18 protein-coding genes are annotated in these 18,328 nt (G+C 63.1%); 11 read left to right on the top strand and 7 right to left on the bottom strand.

Features of this window, described 5'->3' with window-relative positions:
• Nucleotides 1-39: 39 nt before the first annotated feature.
• Both J2J99_RS23860 and J2J99_RS23855 read right to left on the bottom strand, forming a co-directional pair.
• Complete coding sequence (locus tag J2J99_RS23860) at nucleotides 40-1,170, bottom strand: HPP family protein (protein WP_168294273.1); 1,131 nt, start codon at nucleotides 1,168-1,170, stop codon at nucleotides 40-42.
• A gap of 58 nt (nucleotides 1,171-1,228) precedes the next feature.
• A complete protein-coding gene (locus J2J99_RS23855) occupies nucleotides 1,229-2,134 on the bottom strand; it encodes a LysR substrate-binding domain-containing protein (protein WP_168294272.1) in 906 nt (301 codons plus the stop codon).
• A 257-nt stretch (nucleotides 2,135-2,391) separates the two neighbouring features.
• Here J2J99_RS23855 and J2J99_RS23850 point away from each other — a divergent pair, with 257 nt between their 5' ends.
• Together J2J99_RS23850 and J2J99_RS34140 are read left to right on the top strand one after the other, a co-directional pair.
• On the top strand, nucleotides 2,392-2,703 hold the full coding sequence (locus J2J99_RS23850; RefSeq protein WP_168294271.1) for a hypothetical protein: 312 nt from the start codon (nucleotides 2,392-2,394) through the stop codon (nucleotides 2,701-2,703).
• Nucleotides 2,704-3,016: 313 nt separating this feature from the next.
• Entirely contained in the window at nucleotides 3,017-3,238 is a 222-nt protein-coding gene (locus J2J99_RS34140; protein WP_168294270.1) for a hypothetical protein, read from the top strand.
• Nucleotide 3,239: 1 nt separating this feature from the next.
• Here the strand turns inward: J2J99_RS34140 and J2J99_RS23845 are convergent, their stop codons facing one another.
• Nucleotides 3,240-4,142, bottom strand: a complete 903-nt coding sequence (locus J2J99_RS23845) for a GNAT family N-acetyltransferase (protein ID WP_168294269.1) — start codon at nucleotides 4,140-4,142, stop codon at nucleotides 3,240-3,242.
• 265 nt (nucleotides 4,143-4,407) lie between these two features.
• Here J2J99_RS23845 and argE point away from each other — a divergent pair, with 265 nt between their 5' ends.
• The 6 genes from argE to J2J99_RS23815 all read left to right on the top strand — a co-directional run bounded on the left by argE (nucleotide 4,408) and on the right by J2J99_RS23815 (nucleotide 11,125).
• The gene (gene argE / locus J2J99_RS23840) at nucleotides 4,408-5,532 is read left to right on the top strand and encodes an acetylornithine deacetylase (RefSeq protein ID WP_168294268.1); all 1,125 of its coding nucleotides are present in this window, start codon (nucleotides 4,408-4,410) and stop codon (nucleotides 5,530-5,532) included.
• 23 nt (nucleotides 5,533-5,555) lie between these two features.
• The gene (locus J2J99_RS23835; protein WP_168294267.1) at nucleotides 5,556-6,479 is read left to right on the top strand and encodes a 2-hydroxyacid dehydrogenase; all 924 of its coding nucleotides are present in this window, start codon (nucleotides 5,556-5,558) and stop codon (nucleotides 6,477-6,479) included.
• Between the two features lie 39 nt (nucleotides 6,480-6,518).
• Entirely contained in the window at nucleotides 6,519-6,872 is a 354-nt protein-coding gene (locus J2J99_RS23830) for a cupin domain-containing protein (RefSeq protein WP_168294266.1), read from the top strand.
• Between the two features lie 213 nt (nucleotides 6,873-7,085).
• Nucleotides 7,086-8,549: an aldehyde dehydrogenase family protein gene (locus J2J99_RS23825; protein ID WP_168294265.1), complete on the top strand. Its 1,464-nt coding sequence runs from the start codon at nucleotides 7,086-7,088 to the stop codon at nucleotides 8,547-8,549.
• A gap of 9 nt (nucleotides 8,550-8,558) precedes the next feature.
• Nucleotides 8,559-9,602, top strand: a complete 1,044-nt coding sequence (locus J2J99_RS23820; RefSeq protein WP_168294264.1) for a tartrate dehydrogenase — start codon at nucleotides 8,559-8,561, stop codon at nucleotides 9,600-9,602.
• 65 nt (nucleotides 9,603-9,667) lie between these two features.
• On the top strand, nucleotides 9,668-11,125 hold the full coding sequence (locus J2J99_RS23815; protein WP_168294263.1) for an NAD-dependent succinate-semialdehyde dehydrogenase: 1,458 nt from the start codon (nucleotides 9,668-9,670) through the stop codon (nucleotides 11,123-11,125).
• Nucleotides 11,126-11,215: 90 nt separating this feature from the next.
• Here J2J99_RS23815 and J2J99_RS23810 read toward each other — a convergent pair whose 3' ends face one another.
• The 4 genes from J2J99_RS23810 to J2J99_RS23795 form a co-directional block, all read right to left on the bottom strand.
• Nucleotides 11,216-12,490 carry an NAD(P)/FAD-dependent oxidoreductase gene (locus J2J99_RS23810; protein ID WP_207600976.1) on the bottom strand — a complete coding sequence of 425 codons (1,275 nt, stop codon included), beginning with the start codon at nucleotides 12,488-12,490 and terminating at the stop codon, nucleotides 11,216-11,218.
• A gap of 13 nt (nucleotides 12,491-12,503) precedes the next feature.
• Nucleotides 12,504-13,172, bottom strand: a complete 669-nt coding sequence (locus tag J2J99_RS23805) for a haloacid dehalogenase type II (RefSeq protein ID WP_168301961.1) — start codon at nucleotides 13,170-13,172, stop codon at nucleotides 12,504-12,506.
• A gap of 193 nt (nucleotides 13,173-13,365) precedes the next feature.
• The gene (otnC, locus tag J2J99_RS23800; protein WP_168301960.1) at nucleotides 13,366-14,034 is read right to left on the bottom strand and encodes a 3-oxo-tetronate 4-phosphate decarboxylase; all 669 of its coding nucleotides are present in this window, start codon (nucleotides 14,032-14,034) and stop codon (nucleotides 13,366-13,368) included.
• 15 nt (nucleotides 14,035-14,049) lie between these two features.
• A complete protein-coding gene (locus J2J99_RS23795; protein WP_168301959.1) occupies nucleotides 14,050-15,048 on the bottom strand; it encodes a LacI family DNA-binding transcriptional regulator in 999 nt (332 codons plus the stop codon).
• Nucleotides 15,049-15,247: 199 nt separating this feature from the next.
• Between J2J99_RS23795 and ltnD the strand changes: the two genes are divergently transcribed.
• Genes ltnD through otnK form a run of 3 tightly spaced genes read left to right on the top strand, consistent with a single transcriptional unit; the run spans nucleotide 15,248 to nucleotide 18,264 of the window.
• On the top strand, nucleotides 15,248-16,192 hold the full coding sequence (ltnD, locus tag J2J99_RS23790) for an L-threonate dehydrogenase (RefSeq protein WP_168301958.1): 945 nt from the start codon (nucleotides 15,248-15,250) through the stop codon (nucleotides 16,190-16,192).
• Nucleotides 16,193-16,203: 11 nt separating this feature from the next.
• Nucleotides 16,204-16,980, top strand: coding sequence for a 2-oxo-tetronate isomerase (gene otnI, locus J2J99_RS23785; RefSeq protein ID WP_168301957.1), 777 nt, complete (start codon nucleotides 16,204-16,206; stop codon nucleotides 16,978-16,980).
• Between the two features lie 3 nt (nucleotides 16,981-16,983).
• Nucleotides 16,984-18,264: a 3-oxo-tetronate kinase gene (gene otnK / locus J2J99_RS23780; protein ID WP_168301956.1), complete on the top strand. Its 1,281-nt coding sequence runs from the start codon at nucleotides 16,984-16,986 to the stop codon at nucleotides 18,262-18,264.
• Nucleotides 18,265-18,328: the final 64 nt, after the last annotated feature.

Genomic DNA, 18,328 nt, shown 5'->3' with positions numbered 1-18,328 from the left:
CGCAAGACCGGCCGGCGATAGCCGAGCCGCTTCGCGAGTTTACGCCACGGCCGCGATCGCGTCGCGGTCGTTCGGCAGCAGCCGCGCCACGGCGCTCAGGAGATCGGTCTGTGATATCAGGCCGAGGATCCTGTGATCATCATCGATAATGATGACGGCATGCGTACGCCCATCCGTCAGAACGGGCAGCAGCGACAGAGCGGCATCGGAGGCTCTCGCCACCTCCGGCCTGGAAAGCGCATGGGCGATCGTATCGCCTCTCGCAAACAATTCCCTGAGGCCGACGGTGCCGACCAGACGGCCCTCCGGATCCTTCACGGGCAAGGTGCGGATATTATGCTTGAGGAGAAGATGTCGTGCGGCGTCCGGTTCCGACGTTTCCCCGATGGCGATGACGTCGCGCGACATGATGTCGGCACAGCTGATCTTGGCGTTCGAGCGGATGGCGGCCTGCAGCTCGACCTGCTGCAGCAGCCGCCCAAGATCGGCACGGTCGATATCGAAGGTTTCATCGAGCGCTTCCAGGGCAGCGTCGACATCCTCCTCGCGAAAGCCCACCCGCACCGCAGACGGCAGGTCGATCGTCTGATGGGTATTCTCCGCCGGCTTCGGCACGACATGCGGATAATTCCGCTTGGAAAGCTTGTGGAACAGCAGTCCAAGTGCGACGAGAATACAGGAGTTCAGGGCGACGGGCACGAAGGGAAAAAGGAATCCCCAGCCGGCAACGACGGGACCGCCGAGCACCGCGGTCAGCGCCGCAGCCCCTCCCGGAGGATGGAGCGATCGCGTGAACGACATCGCGCCGATTGCCAGTGAAACTCCGACGCCGGTTGCGATGATCGGATCACGAATGAAATATGCGGCAATGATGCCCATCATCGCGGAAATGGTATTGCCGCCGATAATCGACCATGGCTGCGCCAGCGGGCTTGCCGGCACCGCAAAAAGCAGTACTGCCGAAGCTCCCATCGGTGCAACGATCAGGGGGAGATGCGGCCCCTGGCCGAACAGATAGCCGCTGATGACGCCGGTGAGACCGATGCCCAGCAACGCACCGAAACAGGCGATCAACCGCTCTCGTAACGTCGCTCCGGCCAGGATGGGCGAAAACAGGCGAAAGCGGCGAAAACGGCTCGGCCCCACTTTCGGGGAAACGGGATATTGCATGCGAAGACCAATTATGAGCGAGGATTGTCTGGCAGGGCAAAGGAGGAGGACGCAGAGGCTAGTTCGTCGCCGGTCTGATGTCTCTGCCTTTTTTAGTGCTGAGTACTTCGTGGAAGGCGCTAAAGGCGCTGGGGCGGCTATCCCTACGGTAGACCAGCAGCGTCTCGACCTGGCCGAGCTGATGAGTCTGGACAGTAGTCGGCCAGTGCATGAGGTCGAGCACGGATTTCGGCATCACACCCGCGGTATTGCCGGTCGCAACGCTCGCCAGGATCGCGTGGTAGGAGCCGAGCTCGCTCGTCGGCAGGTCACTCGATTTGCGCGCCCAGCTTTCGGCGATCCTGCGATAGGTGCAGCCAGGCTCCAAAGCGGCGAGCGCTCCGACACGCAGGTCAGCGGCGGATTTGATGGCGGGATGTCCCGACGGCAGCACGATCAACAGATCTTCGACGAAGACCGTCTCCATCTCCAGCGCCTTGAGTTCGGCATCGAAATCCAGGTCATCCTCGCGCATCGTCTTTGGCGGTCGGGCGATCAAGGCGCAATCCAGTGCGTCGGTCAGAACATCGCGGGCGAGATCGCGGGACGCACCCATCGTCAGATGCAGCGACACATCAGGCCACATCTGGTTGAACTGCGTCAGCGCCGCGGGCAGGCGGCTCGCCGCCGTGCTCTCCATCGTGCCGACCCGCAATGTACCGGATGGAGCAAGAGGCCGCACGGCCTGGCGCGCTTCAAGCGCAAGTGCCATAAGCCTGTTGGCATAGGTGAGAAACGTCTCGCCTTCCCGCGTCAACGTCATCTTCTTGGCGTCACGGCTGAAGAGGGCGACGCCAAGATCCTCCTCCAATTGCTGGATGCGCGTCGTCACGTTCGACGGCACTCGTCCGACGGCTTTGGCCGCCTTCGTCACGCTGCAATCGCTGGCAACGGCAAGGAATATTTCGATTGACGAAAGGTCCAATGAAAAGATCTCGTTTCCGGAATTAAACTGATGGGTAATTCTGCATATAGAAACCATCCCCACAGCTCAAGTCGTAATGCGACATAATTTGGCGGATCGAGCGAGGCCGGTACGCCTGCCGAAAAAAGGATCGTGACGCCGAGGAAATAGCCAAGCGGAGCCCGCCACTATCGTTATCGGACGAAGACTTGAAGGTTTTCAGCTGGCACGCCGCTTGCTTCCACGATTCCACCTGCAGATCGATCGGCGACGGCCTCATGTTGCATCTTGTCTTGACCTGTCTTCTTCTAGGCGTCGCCTCGGGCCTGAGCATGCGGCGATTTCTCCTGCCCTATTTCCCGAGCGGCGATCTGGCGGAGAAGTCCGCTCCTGCAACGATGGTCGCCAGCACAGTCTTTCTGGCGACGATCGCTTTCACCATCTCCGACCAGGAACTTTGGGCGAAATCAGCCATCCTGATGCTCGGCCTTCTTTTGGCGGCGATGTTCGACGACGGCAGATCCAAGCTGACGATTGCGATCTCGGCGGTCAGTCTGGCGGCCTATCTCGGACTGCGTTCGATCAACTGAGCGAAGACCTGCGGCGATTAAACGCGTCGCCTTCCCCAATGTCGAAATGCCGGTCGAGGCGCTGCATCCAGAGACGAAGATCATTCGTCAGCAAAGCCAACGCACGCTTTCGGGGCTCAAATTGCAACGGGGCACTGCGTTGAGACCGGGGCCGCAGAACAATCGCCGACCCAGCCACATCATCTCTGTTGAAGAACGGTGCCTTGCTGTTATTCTCACTCGTCGAACGATAATTGCGCGTTCGGGGGAACCGGAGAGGTGTTCCATGCGCCACGACCTCCGGAAGACACCGCAGAGATTTTCGAGGTCACCGATGAGCAGGTGGGCAACGATCACGGACAGGGAACCGACAGGAAGGATCTGGACGGAGTGGTATGCCTGGCATCCCGTCTTGCCGGTCGACGACACCATCTACTGGCTCGAGACCGTATACCGGCGCGAATCTCCGGACGGTTTTTGGCAATATCGCTCGTTCCGGCACGAATGCGAGCGCGCTCAGGCTCTGGCATCGCTGCCCGTCTGTCCGGGCGCCTAGATTAGCCAAGCGCCTGGCTGACGAGAGCATAGGTCTTCGGCTCGTGCGTCCCGCGCCGTCCCGGAACCGGCAGCCAAGGGTAACCCAGCGACATGGTCGTCACGATATCAAAAATGGGAAGGCCGCAGCGGGAGAGGAAATCGGCAAATGTGCCGCCTTTTTCGCGCGTGTCGAGGCGAAGAAATGCTCCCGCATGCTCGATCGCATGCGGATGAACGACGGCGATCGCGTCTGCGTCATTGCCTGCCACGACCGGACCGATGACATGGCCGCGCCCGAACCTCCGGCAAAGCGAGAAGGCTTCGATCCGGCCGGCGCGGATCAGGACGACACCTTTGGAATTGGCAAGGAGCCGAGACAGGAGCAGCCTGCGGTCCGCACCGAAGGCCAAACGATCCAATGTCGCGATCGCCTCCAGGTCATCGGCTTCCACTCCCCGCACCTCCGCACCTGGCGGCAGTTCCACATCCGGCGGCAAGATCGCTTCGCCCTGGCATTGGAAGACAGGCGCCTCCTGAACAAAACCGAGGGACAGATAGAGGCGTCGCGCCGCCCGCGTCGCGTTCAGCCCAAGGTTGCGCCCGGCGACCTGATCGAGCGCGTGGCCCATCAGCCATTGCCCGGCGCCATTGGCCTGCAGGCGCGGCGAGGTGACGACCATGCCGATCGTGGCGAATCGGCCGTCATAGGGAAACCACATCGCTGAGCCCAGGATGCGGCCGATTTCATCCACCGCCGCGATGCCCTGGCCGAACTCGCGCAAGAATTGCCAATCTTCCCGGCGGTGCGGCCAGGCGACTGACATTGAGAGCGCGTGCAGCTTATCGATATCGACGCTGTCGATGTCGGAAATGCGCGTCTCGAAACTGTCGACAAACCTGGATTCGGATGTCGGTCCGCTCACTCCTGCCCTCCTACCACATTTCTGGCGAAGTCCTTCAGCGAAAGCCGCCACACGGAGAACTCCTTTATCGAGAATAGGACGGATCGAGCGATACAATTCACTGGCGAGGCCCGCGCAAACACAACAATCGACCAAATCCGAGGCACTTTCGGCAAATAAAGCCAGGGCCGGTCTCTATAGTCATTGGCCAGACCCCGACCGGCCGACGGCGCCGTTGACCGCACGAGCCCGGTTGCACCCGACATCCAGCGCCGTGAGGACGCCCATGCAGGCTATTGAAATTCTCGAAAGGCTGGTCAGCTTTCCCTCCGTCGTTGGTACGCCGAACGGCGAGATCGTTGCGTGGATCCGCCACTATCTTAAAAGTCACGGCATTGCCGCCACCGAGCTTCCCGGCCCCGAGGGTGACCGGTCCAACCTCTTCGCGACGATCGGACCGGTCGAAGTGCCAGGTTATATTCTCTCCGGCCATATGGATGTGGTGCCCGCAGCCGAGGCCGGCTGGAGCAGCGATCCCTTCCGCCTGCGCGCTGAAGCGGATCGCCTTTACGGCCGCGGCGCCACCGACATGAAGGGCTTCCTGGCCGCCGTTCTTGCCGCCGTCCCGGCGCTCGCGGCGACACAGCTCCACCGGCCGGTCCACCTCGCCTTCTCCTACGATGAGGAGGCCGGCTGCCGCGGCGTCCCGCACATGATCGCACGCCTGCCGGAACTCTGTGCGCCGCCGCTTGGCGCGATCATCGGCGAGCCGAGCGGCATGCGGGCGATCCGCGCCCACAAGGGCAAGGCCGCCGCCCGGCTGACGGTCAGGGGCCGGTCCGGCCATTCCTCCCGCCCGGACCAGGGACTGAACGCGATCCATGCCATGACGGGCGTCCTGGCTCGCGCCAATGCCGAGGCCGCCCGGCTGACGCACGGCCCATTCGAAGATGTGTTCGAGCCGCCCTATTCGTCTCTTCAGGTCGGCACGTTGAAGGGTGGCCAGGCGGTCAACATCATTCCCGATATCTGCGAGGCCGAGTTCGAGGCGAGAGCCATTTCCGGCGTCGACCCGGCCGTGCTGCTGGCGCCGCTGCGGGCCGCAGCCGGGGCGCTGCCGCAACTGGGTTTCGAGGTGGAATGGCGCGACCTCAGTGCCTATCCGGCCCTATCGCTTGCCGCCGATGCACCGCTTGCCCGCCTGCTTGGCGAACTGACAGGCATCGAGCCGCTCGCCGCCGTCAGCTACGGAACCGAGGCCGGCCTTTTCCAGCGCGCCGGCATCGACGCGATCATCTGCGGGCCGGGCGATATCGGCCGGGCCCACAAGCCGGACGAATTCATTCTCGCCAGCGAACTCATGGCCTGCCGGGCAGTGGTCGAAGCCCTCGCCCGCCGTTGCACCGCCTGACCTGAGATCGAGGAACCGATGAAATGACCTTTCTCTTCAATTCCGACGCTAAGCGCGGCGCCACATTCGCCGAAGCTTTCGCGCGCGAACTGCCCGATATCGCTTTTTCCATGGACCCGGCATCGGTCGAACCAGAGGCCGTGCGTTACCTGATCACCTGGACCGTGCCCGACGATCTCGCGCGTTACAGCAATCTCGAAATCGTGTTCTCGATCGGCGCCGGCATCGACCAGTTCCGCATCGACGCCGTGCCTGCACGGGTCAAGGTGGTGCGAATGGTCGAGGACGGGATCGTCAGGATGATGCAGGAATATGCAACACTCGCCGTCCTTGCGCTCCATCGCGACCTGCCGGCATATCTCGACCAGCAGCGACGCGGGATCTGGCAGCCGATCGCGCCGGTACAGGCCGCAAAACGCCGCATCGGCGTGCTCGGGCTCGGCATACTTGGAAGCGCGGTGCTCGAACGTTTGCAACCCTTCGGCTTTCCGCTTTCCGGCTGGAGCCGCAGTCCGCGCGCCATTGGCGGCGTCAGATGCCTGAGCGGCGGCGAGGGACTTAATAGCCTGCTTGCAACCACCGACATTCTCGTCTGCCTGCTACCGCTGACGGAGGAAACCCGCGGCTTCCTCAATCCTGAGCTCTTCGCAAGGCTGCCGGCCGGCGCAGCACTCGTCCATGTCGGCCGCGGCGCGCAGCTCGATCATCAGGCGCTCGTCGACGCGCTTAATGCGGGGCATCTCTCCGGCGCCGTCGTCGATGTCACCGATCCGGAGCCCCTGCCTGCGGGCCACGCCTTCTGGAACCATCCGCAAATCCTGCTGACGCCGCATATTGCCAGCGTCACCCAAGCAGAAACCGCTGCGGCGGCCGTGATCGACAATATCAAGCGGCATCGGGCGGGCCTTGACCCGATCGGGCTGATCGATCGCAGCCGCGGCTACTGATTCATCCCACCCAAAATCTGCACTCTCGAAAGGAATACCATGTCCCTGCTCAAGACCATCGACACCAACCCAACCCAGGTACCACGCGAGTCCGGCCCGCTTCCCGAGCGCCTGATCTCGGGCAATCCCACCTTCAAGACCTGGGCGCAGGATGTCGCCCGCGCAGAGACGGTTCATACCGGCGTCTGGGAGGCAACGCCCGGCGAGACGCGTTCGATCAAGGGCGAGACGTTCGAGTTCTGCCACATCCTTTCCGGCCTGGTCGAACTCACGCCGGACGGCGGCGAGCCGGTGGTCTATAAGGCCGGCGACAGTTTTGTGATGAAGCCAGGTTTCGTCGGCGTCTGGAAGACGATCGAGACAGTGCGCAAGATTTACGTCACCGTATCATGACGCTGATGCCGCGCGCCGCGATCGCCTTCGGTGCCTGCGGGGCAGTTGTTTCCGGTAGGCAGACAGCGCGGCAACGGCGCCGGACACCCGCCGTAGATTTGACTGGCGGCAGTGCGGAAAACGCAATTTTCGGCCGTCGCAGCATTCCCGGTCGATGCATGCTGCTCGCCTTTCCCGGCTAGGCTTGTCCTCGGTTCATTCCGAGGACACGCAATGACACTCAGCTTCGATCCGAACACGATCTCACTGCCCGTCGGACATTTCATCGGCGGCCGACTGCTTCCGGCCAAAGCCGTCATCGACATGCATCGGCCATCCGACGGCAAGGCCTATGCCGGCTGCCCGCTTGCCGACGAGGCCCTCGTCGACCACGCCGTCGAAACGGCCGAAGCGGCATTGAAGTCCAGCAATTGGGGTGGCGTGCGGCCACGCGAGCGCACCATGGCGCTGCAGCGCTGGGCCGACCTGATCGAAGCCGAGGCGGAAACCCTCGCCAGGCTCGAAGCGCTCTCCTCGACCCGGCCCGTCGGCCAGCTCGTTGCCGGCGATATCGCCGTCACCGCCGAGCAGATCCGCTTCTTTGCCGAATTCGCCGATAAGGAAGGCGGCGATCTCGTCCCGACCGACGACGCGAATATCGGCATGATCATGACGGAACCCTATGGCGTCGTCGGCGCCATCACGCCATGGAACTTCCCTTTGTCGATGGCAGGGTGGAAGCTCGCTCCGGCGCTGGCGGCCGGCAATGCGGTGGTATTGAAACCATCGGAGATGACGCCGTTTTCGACACTCTATCTCGCCGAACTTTCGGTGCGGGCCGGCCTGCCCGCCGGCCTCGTCAACGTCGTCCTTGGCGATGGCCCGACCACCGGAACCGCGATCACCGGACATCCGGGAATTTCCAAGATCAGCTTCACCGGCTCGACCGTAGCCGGTGCGGCGATCATGGGCAATATCGCCCGGACCGGGGTGAAGCCGATGACGCTGGAACTCGGCGGCAAGAGCCCGCAGCTGGTCTTCGCCGACGCCGATCTCGATCTCGCGGCAGGCGCCATCGCCGGCAGCATCCTGTCCAATGCCGGTCAGGCTTGCGTTTGCGGATCTCGCCTCCTCGTCGAGGCGAAGGTGGCCGACGCGCTTGCAACGGCAATTCTCGAAAGATTGGCGACCATCCGTCCCGGCCCGACCTGGGAGGAAACGACCGATTATTCGCCCGTGATCTCCGAACGCCAGATCGCCCGCATGGATGGCATCGTCCGCGCCGCAATCGACGACGGGGCCGAGTGCCTGACGGGCGGCCGCCGCCTCGACCGCGACGGCTATTTCTATGCGCCGACCCTGATTTCCGGCGTGACGGCGACATCGCCGGCGGTTCTCGACGAAATCTTCGGACCGGTGCTGACGATTCAGACCTTCGAAGACGAGGAAGAGGCGCTAAGCTTGGCCGATCATCCGGCCTATGGGCTCGCCGCCGGCCTCTTCACCCGCGATCTCTCCCGGGCGATCCGCCTCACCCGCCGCCTGCAGGCCGGCACCGTCTGGGTCAACCGCTACGGCCGCTCGCGCGACCATATCCTGCCGACCGGCGGCTACAAGCAGTCGGGCATCGGCAAGGATCTCGGCCGCGAAGCCTATCATGCCAACCGCAAGAGCAAGAGCGTGCTCATCAGCCTTTAAGGAACTGCGATGAAGACCTATAAGATCGCCCTTCTGCCCGGAGACGGCATCGGCCGCGACGTAACGGAAGCAGCCTGGGCCGTGCTTGAAAAGACAGCCGCATCGAGTGGATTTTCTCTCGAGGCGACCCGCTACCCATGGTCTTGTGACTACTATCTCGAAAATGGCAGCATGATGCCTGCCGACGGCATCGAAACGCTGCGGTCCTTCGATGCCATTCTGCTCGGCGCCGTCGGATGGCCCAGCAAGGTGCCGGATTCCGTGTCGCTGCACGGGCTGCTGCTGCCCATCCGCAAGGCTTTTGTACAATATGCCAACATCCGCCCGCACAAACTGCTGCCCGGAGTGCAGGGACCGCTGCGGTCGCAAGACTTCGATATCCTCTGCATCCGCGAAAACACCGAGGGCGAATATTCCGGCGCCGGCGGCCGCGTCCATCAGGGCACAGACAGCGAGGTGGCGGTGGAAACCTCCATCTTCACCCGAAAGGGAGTCGAACGCATCCTGCGTTTCGGCTTCGAGCAGGCGCGGGTGCGGCGCGGCAAACTCGCGTCGGTGACAAAGTCCAACGCGCAGAAATACTCGATGGTCTTCTGGGACGAAATCACCCACAAGCTCTCGGCGGAATACCCGGATATCGAGGTGACGAGCTACCATATCGACGCCATTGCCGCCCGGATGGTCATGGCGCCGGATAGTCTCGATGTCGTGGTCGCGTCCAATCTGTTCGGCGACATTCTGACCGACCTTGGCGCCGCCATCCAGGGCGGGCTCGGCTTTGCGGCATCCGCCAACATCAATCCTGATCGCCAGGCGCCGTCCATGTTCGAACCGGTCCACGGCTCCGCACCCGACATCGCCCATCTCGGGATCGCCAATCCGATCGCCGCCATCTGGTCAGGAGCAATGATGCTGGAACATCTCGGAGAAACGGCCGCCGCCGGAAGGGTGATGGCTGCAATCGAAACGACGACGGCGCGCGGCATCGGCGCAATTCCCGGCAAGGACAAGACCGACGCGATCACGGCATCGGTGCTTTCGGTGCTCGGCTAACGCATGTCACGCAAAACTGCGCGGCCGGAATGTAGAAGACAAATGCTTTGACGAAAGGCGAGAAAATGAACGGATTGAGAGACGGCAGCCTGCTTCGCCAGCAAGGGTTCATCGATGGCGAGTGGCGCGGTGCCGCGGCCGGACGTACGATCGAGGTGACAGATCCGGCAACGCAGCATGTGCTGGGCACGGTGCCCGATATGGACGGGGCCGATACGCGTGCGGCAATCGCGGCGGCGGAAAAGGCCTTTGGCCGATGGCGGGCCAAGACTCATGCCGAGCGCGCCGCCTTGCTGGAAGCCTGGCACGATCTGATGCTCGACAATATCGAGGACCTGGCGCTGATCCTCACCAGGGAACAGGGCAAGCCGCTTGCGGAAGCGCGCGGCGAAATCCGTTACGGCGCCTCGTTCGTCAAATGGTTTTCCGAGGAGGCGCGGCGCATCGGCGGCACGACCATTCCCTCACCGACAGCGGATCGGCGCATCGTCGTTCTGAAGGAGCCCGTCGGCGTATCGGCGATCATCACGCCGTGGAATTTTCCGAATGCGATGATCACCCGCAAGGTGGGGCCGGCGCTTGCGGCGGGTTGCACAGTCGTGATCAAGCCTTCCGATTTGACCCCGTTTTCGGCGCTGGCGCTCGGGGTCCTGGCGGAGCGCGCCGGCATCCCCAATGGGGTGATCAATATCGTCACCGGCGTGCCGGCCGGGATCGGCGATGAACTGATGGCCAACCACACCGTCCGCAAGATTTCTTTCACCGGCTCGACCCGCGTCGGTTCGCTGCTGATGCGCGGCGCGGCCGACAGCGTCAAGCGGCTCAGCCTCGAACTCGGCGGCAACGCGCCCTTCATCGTCTTCGACGATGCCGACCTCGATCTTGCCGTGGAAGGCGCGATCGCGTCGAAATTCCGCAATGGCGGCCAGACCTGCGTTTGCGCCAACCGCCTTCTCGTCCAGTCCGGCGTTTACGAGGCCTTTGCCGCCAAGCTTGGCGCGCGGGTTTCGGCCATGAAGGTCGGGGCCGGTACGGATGCCGGCACGGATATCGGGCCGATGATCAACAGGGCGGCGATCGAGAAGATCAAACGTCACGTTGACGACGCGGTGGAAAGGGGCGCCAAGATCCTCGCCACTGCGGACTCGATGCCGACCGGCGATCAATATGCAGCGCCGATGGTGCTTGGCGGGGCAACGACCGACATGCAGCTTGCAAATGAAGAGACATTCGGACCGGTTGCGCCACTCTTTCGCTTCGACACGGAGGAAGAGGCGATCCGCATCGCCAATGCCACCCCTTTCGGCCTTGCCGCCTATTTCTACACCGAGAGCCTGAAACGCTCCTGGCGTGTCGGCGAGGCGCTCGAATTCGGGATGATCGGCCTCAACACCGGCGCCATTTCCACCGAGGTCGCCCCGTTCGGCGGCGTCAAGCAATCCGGCCTTGGCCGCGAAGGCGCGCAATGCGGCATCGAGGAATATCTGGAAATGAAGAGCTTCCACATCGGCGGGCTTTCCTGACCGGCGCAAAACAATGGGCGCCGGAAATTCATCCCGGCGCCCGCACCCATCTATGTTCTGGATAGACCGAAGCGCGCTCGCGCGCGCCGCTTACTTGAAGCGATCAACTGTCTTGTAATAAAGCCCGACCATCGGCAGGAACCAGGGCTTGCCGAAATGACCGGGAACGGCGGGCCATTCAAGCCCCTTTACCGGATTGCGCTCCGCCTTGCCCATGACAGCGTCGGCGATGATCATGCCGAGGTGGGTCGACAACTGGGCGCCGTGGCCGGAATAACCCATGGCGTACCACACGCCATCGACATAGCCGGCGCGCGGATAGCGGTCCTTGGTCATGTCGACGAGCCCACCCCAGCAATAGTCGATTTCGACGCCGGCAAGCTGCGGGAAGATCTCGGCGAGACTGGAGCGCAGTATATCGCCGCTCTTTGCGTCCGACCGCTGATCAGACGTGGCGGAAAAGCGTGCGCGGCCGCCGAAGATCAGCCGCTTGTCCGGCGAAAGCCGGAAATAGTTGCCGATGTTCATCGAGGTGACGCAGGTCCGGTTTCCCGGCATCGTCGCTGCGATTTCGGCGTCGCTCAACGGACGGGTAGCGAGCAAGAAGCTGCCGACGGAGATGATCCGGCGGCGGAAATAGCCGAAGAGCGACGGCGTGTAGGCGCCCGTCGCGACCAACACGTGGTCGGCCGTGACGGTGCCACGCCCCGTCTCAAGGCTGTGGCGCCCATTGCCCTGCTTGTGACCGGTCACGGCAGCCTTTTCGAAGATGACGGCGCCGTGGCGGACGGCCGCCGCGGCGAGTCCGGCGACATAGCGGCCCATATGCATCATCGCGCTCTTTTTCGAGAGCATGGCGCCATGGAAGGGCGAGCCAACCTCACTCTTCAAGTCGTTCGCCGAAAGAAGCGCCGTCTCCGGATCGACCTCTCTATGCACAGCCTCGAAGTTACGGGCAATGGCATCGAAATGCTGAGGCTTGGAGGCAAGCTTGAGCTTTCCCGCGCGACGGAAATTGCAATCGATGCCCTCTTCGGCGATGATCGCCTCGATCGTATCGATGGACTCATCGAACGCCCGATACAGCGCAATCGCCTTCTCCGCGCCGAGCGCTGACTTCGCGGACAGGAAGCTATGGGCCAGTCCGTTGTTGAGGTGGCCGCCATTGCGCCCCGATGCTCCCCAGCCCACCCGTTCGGCCTCCAGTACGATGACCTTAACGCCGGCTTTCGCAAGCTGGCGCGCCGCTGCAAGCCCGGTAAAGCCCGCGCCGATCACGGCGACATCATAATGTCCTTCGACAGGACCTTGAGCCGCATCGGCAAAAGCACGCGCTGTGTCGTGCCAGTAGGACTGGAACTGCATCCTCTTATCTCCGTCAGAGGCCGACAACGCCAGGCAAGCCGGAGATGTCGGGAATCTCGACATAGCCGTAATAGGGATTTGCCGGCTCGTGACCGCGATTGACCCAGACCTTGTTCTTGATGCCGAGATCGCGGGCCGACATCAGATCGTAGCGGAAGGAGGACGAGCAATGAAGCACGTCTTGCGGCCCGCAGCCGAGCATGTCGAACATATATTCAAAGGCCTGGAAACGCGGCTTGTAGGCATTTGCCTGCTGAGCGGTATAGACCGCGTGGAAGGGCGCGCCGAGCTTTTCGACATTCGACATGATCTGGGAGTTCATGGCATTAGACAGGATGACCAAAGGAATTTCCTTGGCAATTCTGGCAAGCCCCTCGGGTACATCGCGATGCGGCCCCCAGGTCGGAACACGCGCGTAGATCATCTGGGCGGCTTCGTCGCGAAATGTTACGCCGTTGCGCCTGCAAGTCCGCTCGAGCGAATTGTGGACAACCTCGGCGTAAGGCTTCCAGGCGCCCATGATCTCGTCCAGGCGATAGGCGGCGAAATTCTTGATGAACTCCATCATGCGCGGCTCATCGAGCTGGTCGCCGTAGAGGTCGCGGGCGGCTTCCGCCATCTGAAAATTGGTCAGCGTGCCGTAGCAATCGAAGGTGATGTATTTCGGACGGAACGTGGTCATCTGCATATCCTCGCACGATCGGAACTGGGGGACGTGTTGACAATCATAGGCACAGCTTGGCCCATGGCTTGCCTGAATCGGCGGCATCGGAAGCAGAATCTATCGTATCGAAAGCGGGGTTTGGCAGAAGGTTGCGCGCTCCCGCAGATGGATCATGCCGTCAAGCTCGATGGTCCGCGAAACGAGGACGGGTTCAATCGTGATCGTGGTCATGATGCGAGGGAAGATCGAGATCGAAGGCCTTGACCAGATCGGCCACCTGCTCCGGGCTGAGGAAGCGGGGATTGAGGTTGCGCAGCAGCAGATAGAGCTTCGCCGTTTCCTCCAGTTCCTCGGTCGCGAAGACCGCCGCTTCCAGGCTGTCGCCAGCGACGACGGGTCCATGATTGGCCAGAAGCACCGATGAATATTTGCCGGCCAGCCCGCGGATCGCATCGGCCACCGCCGGATCGCCGGGGCGATAATAGGGCACCAGCGCCGTTTCGCCGGCGCGCATGAGATAGTATGGCGTCATCGGCGGCAAGGCGGCGCGCGGATCGATCTCCGGCAGCATCGTCAGCGCCACCGCATGCGTGGAATGAAGATGGACGATGGCACGGGCGCTGCTACGCGTGTCATAGAGGGCGGTGTGCAGCGGGATTTCCTTGGTCGGCTTGTCGCCGGACAGGAGCCGGCCTTCGGCATCGAGCCTTGAAATACGCGCCGGATCGAGAAAGCCAAGCGAGGCGTTGGTCGGCGTGACCAGCCAGCCGCCGTCCTCCAGCCGCAACGATATGTTGCCCGACGAACCGGGTGTCAGCCCGCGCTCGAACAGCGAGCGGCCGTATCGGCAGATTTCCTCACGCAGGCGCGCGTCGGACATGACAGGTCCTCCAATTCATGCGGTCGCCCCCTCGATCAGTTCAAAGCCGAGATCGACGACTTGCGGCGGCGCATTGGCGACGATGAGCTGCGCGGCTATCTCACCCGTCGCCACGCGCGGCGTCCGAATGGTCGACAAGGGTTGCGGTATCGTCCGGCCAATGTCGAGGCCGTTATAGCCAAAAATGGCGAGCTGCGAAGGGATCGCGATCCCCTGGGCGAGACAATGAAAATAACCGCCCAGCGCCATGTCGTCATTGGAAAAATAGACCGCATCGAGATCGGTCGCCCGTGCAAGCAGTCGCTCCAGCCCCAGCCTGCCGTCCTCCACCGAGGAAGGGCCGGCAAGAATCTCGTGGGCGACCAGGGGGACGCCGGCGATATCGAGCGTTTCGCAAAAGCTGGAAAAGCGCTTGCCGGCGCGGGTGTCGCGCTTGAGGTCATGACCGACATAGCCGATCCTGTTATAGCCCCGCTTGAGCAGGAAGGCAGCGCTCTCCCGTCCGGCCGCGCGGTTCGAGAAGCCGACTGCGATATCGAGGGCGTCGCCGTCCAGATCGAGCAGTTCAACGACCCGGCACCCGCTGGCGCGCAGCATCTTGGCCGTGCCGTCGGTATGCTCGTATCCCGCCAGCATCACCGCCGCCGGCCGCCAGGCAAGCATCGCAGCGGCAAGCGCCTCCTCCTTGCCCGGATCATAGTCGGTCACCGAAAAAACCGCCTGATATCGGTTTTCCTCCAGGACGGCGCTGGCGCCGCGCAGCACATCGGGGAAGACGATGTTGGACAGCGAAGGAATGACGAAAGCGACGAGGCGCGAACCGGTGGAGGCGAGCGTTCCGGCGATCCGGTTCGGCACATAGCCCAACCGCTCGACGGCGGCCATCACCCGCTCCCGGGTCTTGCCTGAAAACGAGCCATGATTGCGCAGCACCCGCGACACCGTGCTTTCGCCGACGCCGGCCGCTTCCGCGACCTCTGCAAGGGTGACCGTCGCCTGATGTTTGAATTCCATCGTCAATATCGAATCCGGCGGTAGGTAGCTTCGAGCGAGCAGTCATTATACCGTCGCCGCGGCTTTCATTTTTCATCACTTCCGGCAAGAAGCAAGATATTTTTGGCAGCGCTGCCAATCTGCCATTGGCAGCGGCGCCGGAATGCTCTAAAAATAATGGCAGCGCTGCCAAAGTGGTTGCTGACCGGGAGGACGTTCCATGAGCCTGCTTACTGAAAACTCAGATGCCGACGTCGTCGCGGCTGTGATCGGCCTTGGCTCCATGGGGCTGGGAATGGCCCGGTCGATGAAGCGCGCAGGTCTCGACGTCGTTGGATATGACATAACCGCGGCAGCGGTAGACCGCTTCGTCGCCGAAGGCGGCCGTGGCGCCGCGACCCCAGCCGAGGCCGCCAAGGACGCCGACATCGTCGTTTCCGTCGTGGTCAACGGTGCGCAGACCGAGACCGTGCTGTTCGGGCCGCAGGGCGTCGCGGGTACGATGAAGCCGGGCACCGTCTTCATCTCGTCGGCGACCATGGATCCCACCGTCGCGCGCGATCTGGCGGGGCGGACGGAGGCCCTCGACCTGCTTTATCTCGACGCGCCGATTTCAGGCGGCGCGGCCAAGGCGGCGCTTGGCGAGCTGACGATCATGGCTTCCGGCTCCAGGCATGCTTTCAATAGGGCGCGCCCTGCCCTGAACGCCATGGCCGGTAAGGTCTACGAGCTCGGCGACGCGGCCGGAACAGGCGCTGCCTTCAAGATGATCAATCAGCTTCTCGCCGGCGTGCACATCGCAGCCGCCTGCGAGGCCATAAGCCTTGCCGCCAAGCAGGGCCTCGACCTCGACAAGGTCTATGAAGTCATCACCGCCTCGGCCGGCAATTCCTGGATGTTCGAAAATCGCGTGCCGCATGTGCTGGCTGGAGATTATACGCCGCTCAGCAGCATCGAGATCTTCGTCAAGGATCTCGGCATCGTCCAGGATATGGCCCGTTCCGAGCGTTATCCGGCACCGCTCGCAGCAGCGGCCCTGCAGATGTACCTCGCGGCCGCCGGAGCCGGCATGGGCCGTGACGACGATTCCTCGCTCGCGCGCCTCTACGCGCAGCTTTCCGGCGCGCAATTGCCCGGCTCCACCAAAGAAACACAGAGCCGGTAGGGAACATCGAGATGCCCGTTTTCGCCGCCAACCTGACGATGATGTTCAACGAATGGGACTTCCTCGACCGCTTCGACGCCGCAGCCGATGTCGGGTTTTCCGCCGTCGAGTACCTCTTTCCCTACGAGGCCGCACCGGAGGCCATCGCCGAACGGCTTGCCCGCAACGACCTGCAGCAGGCTTTGTTCAACCTGCCGCCGGGCGACTGGGGCGCGGGTGAGCGCGGCATCGCGGCGCTTCCCGAACGGTTCGACAACCTCAAAGCGGATGTCGAGCGGGCATTGGACTATGCGGCGGCAACGGGCGTCAGGCGATTGCACCTGATGGCGGGTATCGCCGACCCTCATGATCAAGAGGCCGCCGCCTCCTATCGGCGTTCGGTCGCCTACACCGCCGGCCGGCTTGCCGAAAAGGGCATCGATCTCCTGCTGGAGCCGATCAACGGGCGCAATATGCCGGGATATTTCCTCAACGACTTCGCGATTGCCGAGCGGCTGATTGCCGAATGCGGCCTGCCGAACCTGAAGCTGCAATTCGACATCTATCACCGTCAGATCATCCATGGCGACGTTGCCATGGCGTTGCGGCGCCTGCTGCCGATCACCGGCCATATCCAGATCGCCAGTGTACCCTCACGCAACGAACCGGATGGAGAGGAACTGAACTACCCCTACCTGTTCGGTGAAATCGACCGTCTGGGTTATGACGGTTTCATCGGCTGCGAATACATCCCGCGCGGCCACACCCTCGACGGCCTGGGCTGGTTCGCCCCTTTTGCACGGAGCTAGACGATGGCTATTTCACTCGGGTCGATCGCCGACGACTACACGGGCGCGTCCGATCTCGCCAACACGCTGACGAAGAACGGCCTGCGCACGGTGCAGACAGTCGGCATTCCCGATCCGTCGCTGGCGCTGCCGGAGGTCGATGCGATGGTCGTCTCCCTGAAGATCCGCTCCGTTCCGGCTTCGGAGGCGGTGACCGCCGCGACCGAAGCTGAGCGCTGGCTGCGCCAGCAGGGCGCGGCCCATGTCCTTTACAAGATCTGTTCGACCTTCGATTCCACCGATGCCGGCAATATCGGCCCCGTCACCGCGGCTTTGAGCGAGGCGGCGGGTGGCGGCGCCGTGCTGGTTACACCCGCCTTTCCGGAAACGGGACGCACCGTTTATCTCGGCCACCTGTTCGTCGGTGGCCAACCGTTGAACGAAAGCCCGCTCAAGGACCATCCGCTGAACCCGATGCACGACGCCAATCTCGTGCGGGTTCTCGCCCGGCAATCGCGCGGCGCCGTCGGATTGATCGATCTGGCAGCCATCGCCGCCGGACCGGCCGCGGCCAAGGCGAAGCTCGATGCCTTGGGCAGGACGGGCGTGACGATGGCTATCGCCGACGCCATTTGCGAGCGGGATCTGGAAACGCTGGGGGAGATCGCACTGGAGACGCCGGTATCCACCGGTGCGTCCGGCCTCGGCCTCGGCCTTGCCCGCGCGCTCGTCCGCTCCGGCCGGATATCCGGAAGCGCCGCAGGCGAAAACATCATTCGCCCTGTGGGTGGGCTTTCGGCGATCATTGCCGGCAGCTGTTCGAAGGCGACGCTGCGTCAGCTCGACGTCGCCGAGCGATCGATGCCCGTGCTGAGGCTTGATCCGGAGCGGCTGCTGACCGCCGGTCCGGATGAGATCGCCGCAGCGATTTCCTGGGCGGGAGACCGCATTTCTGCCGGCCCGGTCGTGGTCGCAGCGAGCGCGGCGCCCGAAAGCGTATCCCGGCTGCAATCGCAATATGGGCGCGAGACCTCGGGCCACGCGATCGAAACCGCCACGTCGATCATCGCCGCCGAGCTGGTGGAGAAAGGTGTGCGCCGCCTCGTGGTCGCAGGCGGCGAGACCTCGGGAGCGGCGGTCGACAAGCTCGCCATCCCGGCATTTCTGATCGGCCCCGAAATTGCTGCCGGGGTGCCGGTCCTGCGCACGATCGGCAATAGGCAGGGCGACATGCTTCTGGCGTTGAAATCAGGAAATTTCGGCGGCGACGATTTCTTCGCCGCAGCGCTGGCGATGATGCGGTGACAGACTTTGCCAAAGGCGCGGTGTCCCAGCATAAGATGCGGCGGCCGGCGATCGCAAAGCCATA

Source organism: Rhizobium binae, assembly GCF_017357225.1.
GTDB lineage: Bacteria > Pseudomonadota > Alphaproteobacteria > Rhizobiales > Rhizobiaceae > Rhizobium > Rhizobium binae.
This window is presented reverse-complemented; position numbering and strand designations above follow the sequence as displayed.

What these genes read in the sequence shown, in the direction of transcription:
- J2J99_RS23810 (WP_207600976.1), bottom strand. Translation starts at nt 12,490, where the DNA reads ATGCAGTTCCAGTCCTACTGGCACGACACAGCGCGTGCTTTTGCCGAT.
- ltnD (WP_168301958.1), top strand. Translation starts at nt 15,248, where the DNA reads ATGAGCCTGCTTACTGAAAACTCAGATGCCGACGTCGTCGCGGCTGTG.
- J2J99_RS23825 (WP_168294265.1), top strand. Translation starts at nt 7,086, where the DNA reads ATGACACTCAGCTTCGATCCGAACACGATCTCACTGCCCGTCGGACAT.
- otnC (WP_168301960.1), bottom strand. Translation starts at nt 14,034, where the DNA reads ATGTCCGACGCGCGCCTGCGTGAGGAAATCTGCCGATACGGCCGCTCG.
- J2J99_RS23805 (WP_168301961.1), bottom strand. Translation starts at nt 13,172, where the DNA reads ATGACCACGTTCCGTCCGAAATACATCACCTTCGATTGCTACGGCACG.
- J2J99_RS23815 (WP_168294263.1), top strand. Translation starts at nt 9,668, where the DNA reads ATGAACGGATTGAGAGACGGCAGCCTGCTTCGCCAGCAAGGGTTCATC.
- otnI (WP_168301957.1), top strand. Translation starts at nt 16,204, where the DNA reads ATGCCCGTTTTCGCCGCCAACCTGACGATGATGTTCAACGAATGGGAC.
- J2J99_RS34140 (WP_168294270.1), top strand. Translation starts at nt 3,017, where the DNA reads ATGAGCAGGTGGGCAACGATCACGGACAGGGAACCGACAGGAAGGATC.
- J2J99_RS23835 (WP_168294267.1), top strand. Translation starts at nt 5,556, where the DNA reads ATGACCTTTCTCTTCAATTCCGACGCTAAGCGCGGCGCCACATTCGCC.
- J2J99_RS23795 (WP_168301959.1), bottom strand. Translation starts at nt 15,048, where the DNA reads ATGGAATTCAAACATCAGGCGACGGTCACCCTTGCAGAGGTCGCGGAA.
- J2J99_RS23850 (WP_168294271.1), top strand. Translation starts at nt 2,392, where the DNA reads ATGTTGCATCTTGTCTTGACCTGTCTTCTTCTAGGCGTCGCCTCGGGC.
- otnK (WP_168301956.1), top strand. Translation starts at nt 16,984, where the DNA reads ATGGCTATTTCACTCGGGTCGATCGCCGACGACTACACGGGCGCGTCC.
- J2J99_RS23820 (WP_168294264.1), top strand. Translation starts at nt 8,559, where the DNA reads ATGAAGACCTATAAGATCGCCCTTCTGCCCGGAGACGGCATCGGCCGC.
- argE (WP_168294268.1), top strand. Translation starts at nt 4,408, where the DNA reads ATGCAGGCTATTGAAATTCTCGAAAGGCTGGTCAGCTTTCCCTCCGTC.
- J2J99_RS23860 (WP_168294273.1), bottom strand. Translation starts at nt 1,170, where the DNA reads ATGCAATATCCCGTTTCCCCGAAAGTGGGGCCGAGCCGTTTTCGCCGC.
- J2J99_RS23830 (WP_168294266.1), top strand. Translation starts at nt 6,519, where the DNA reads ATGTCCCTGCTCAAGACCATCGACACCAACCCAACCCAGGTACCACGC.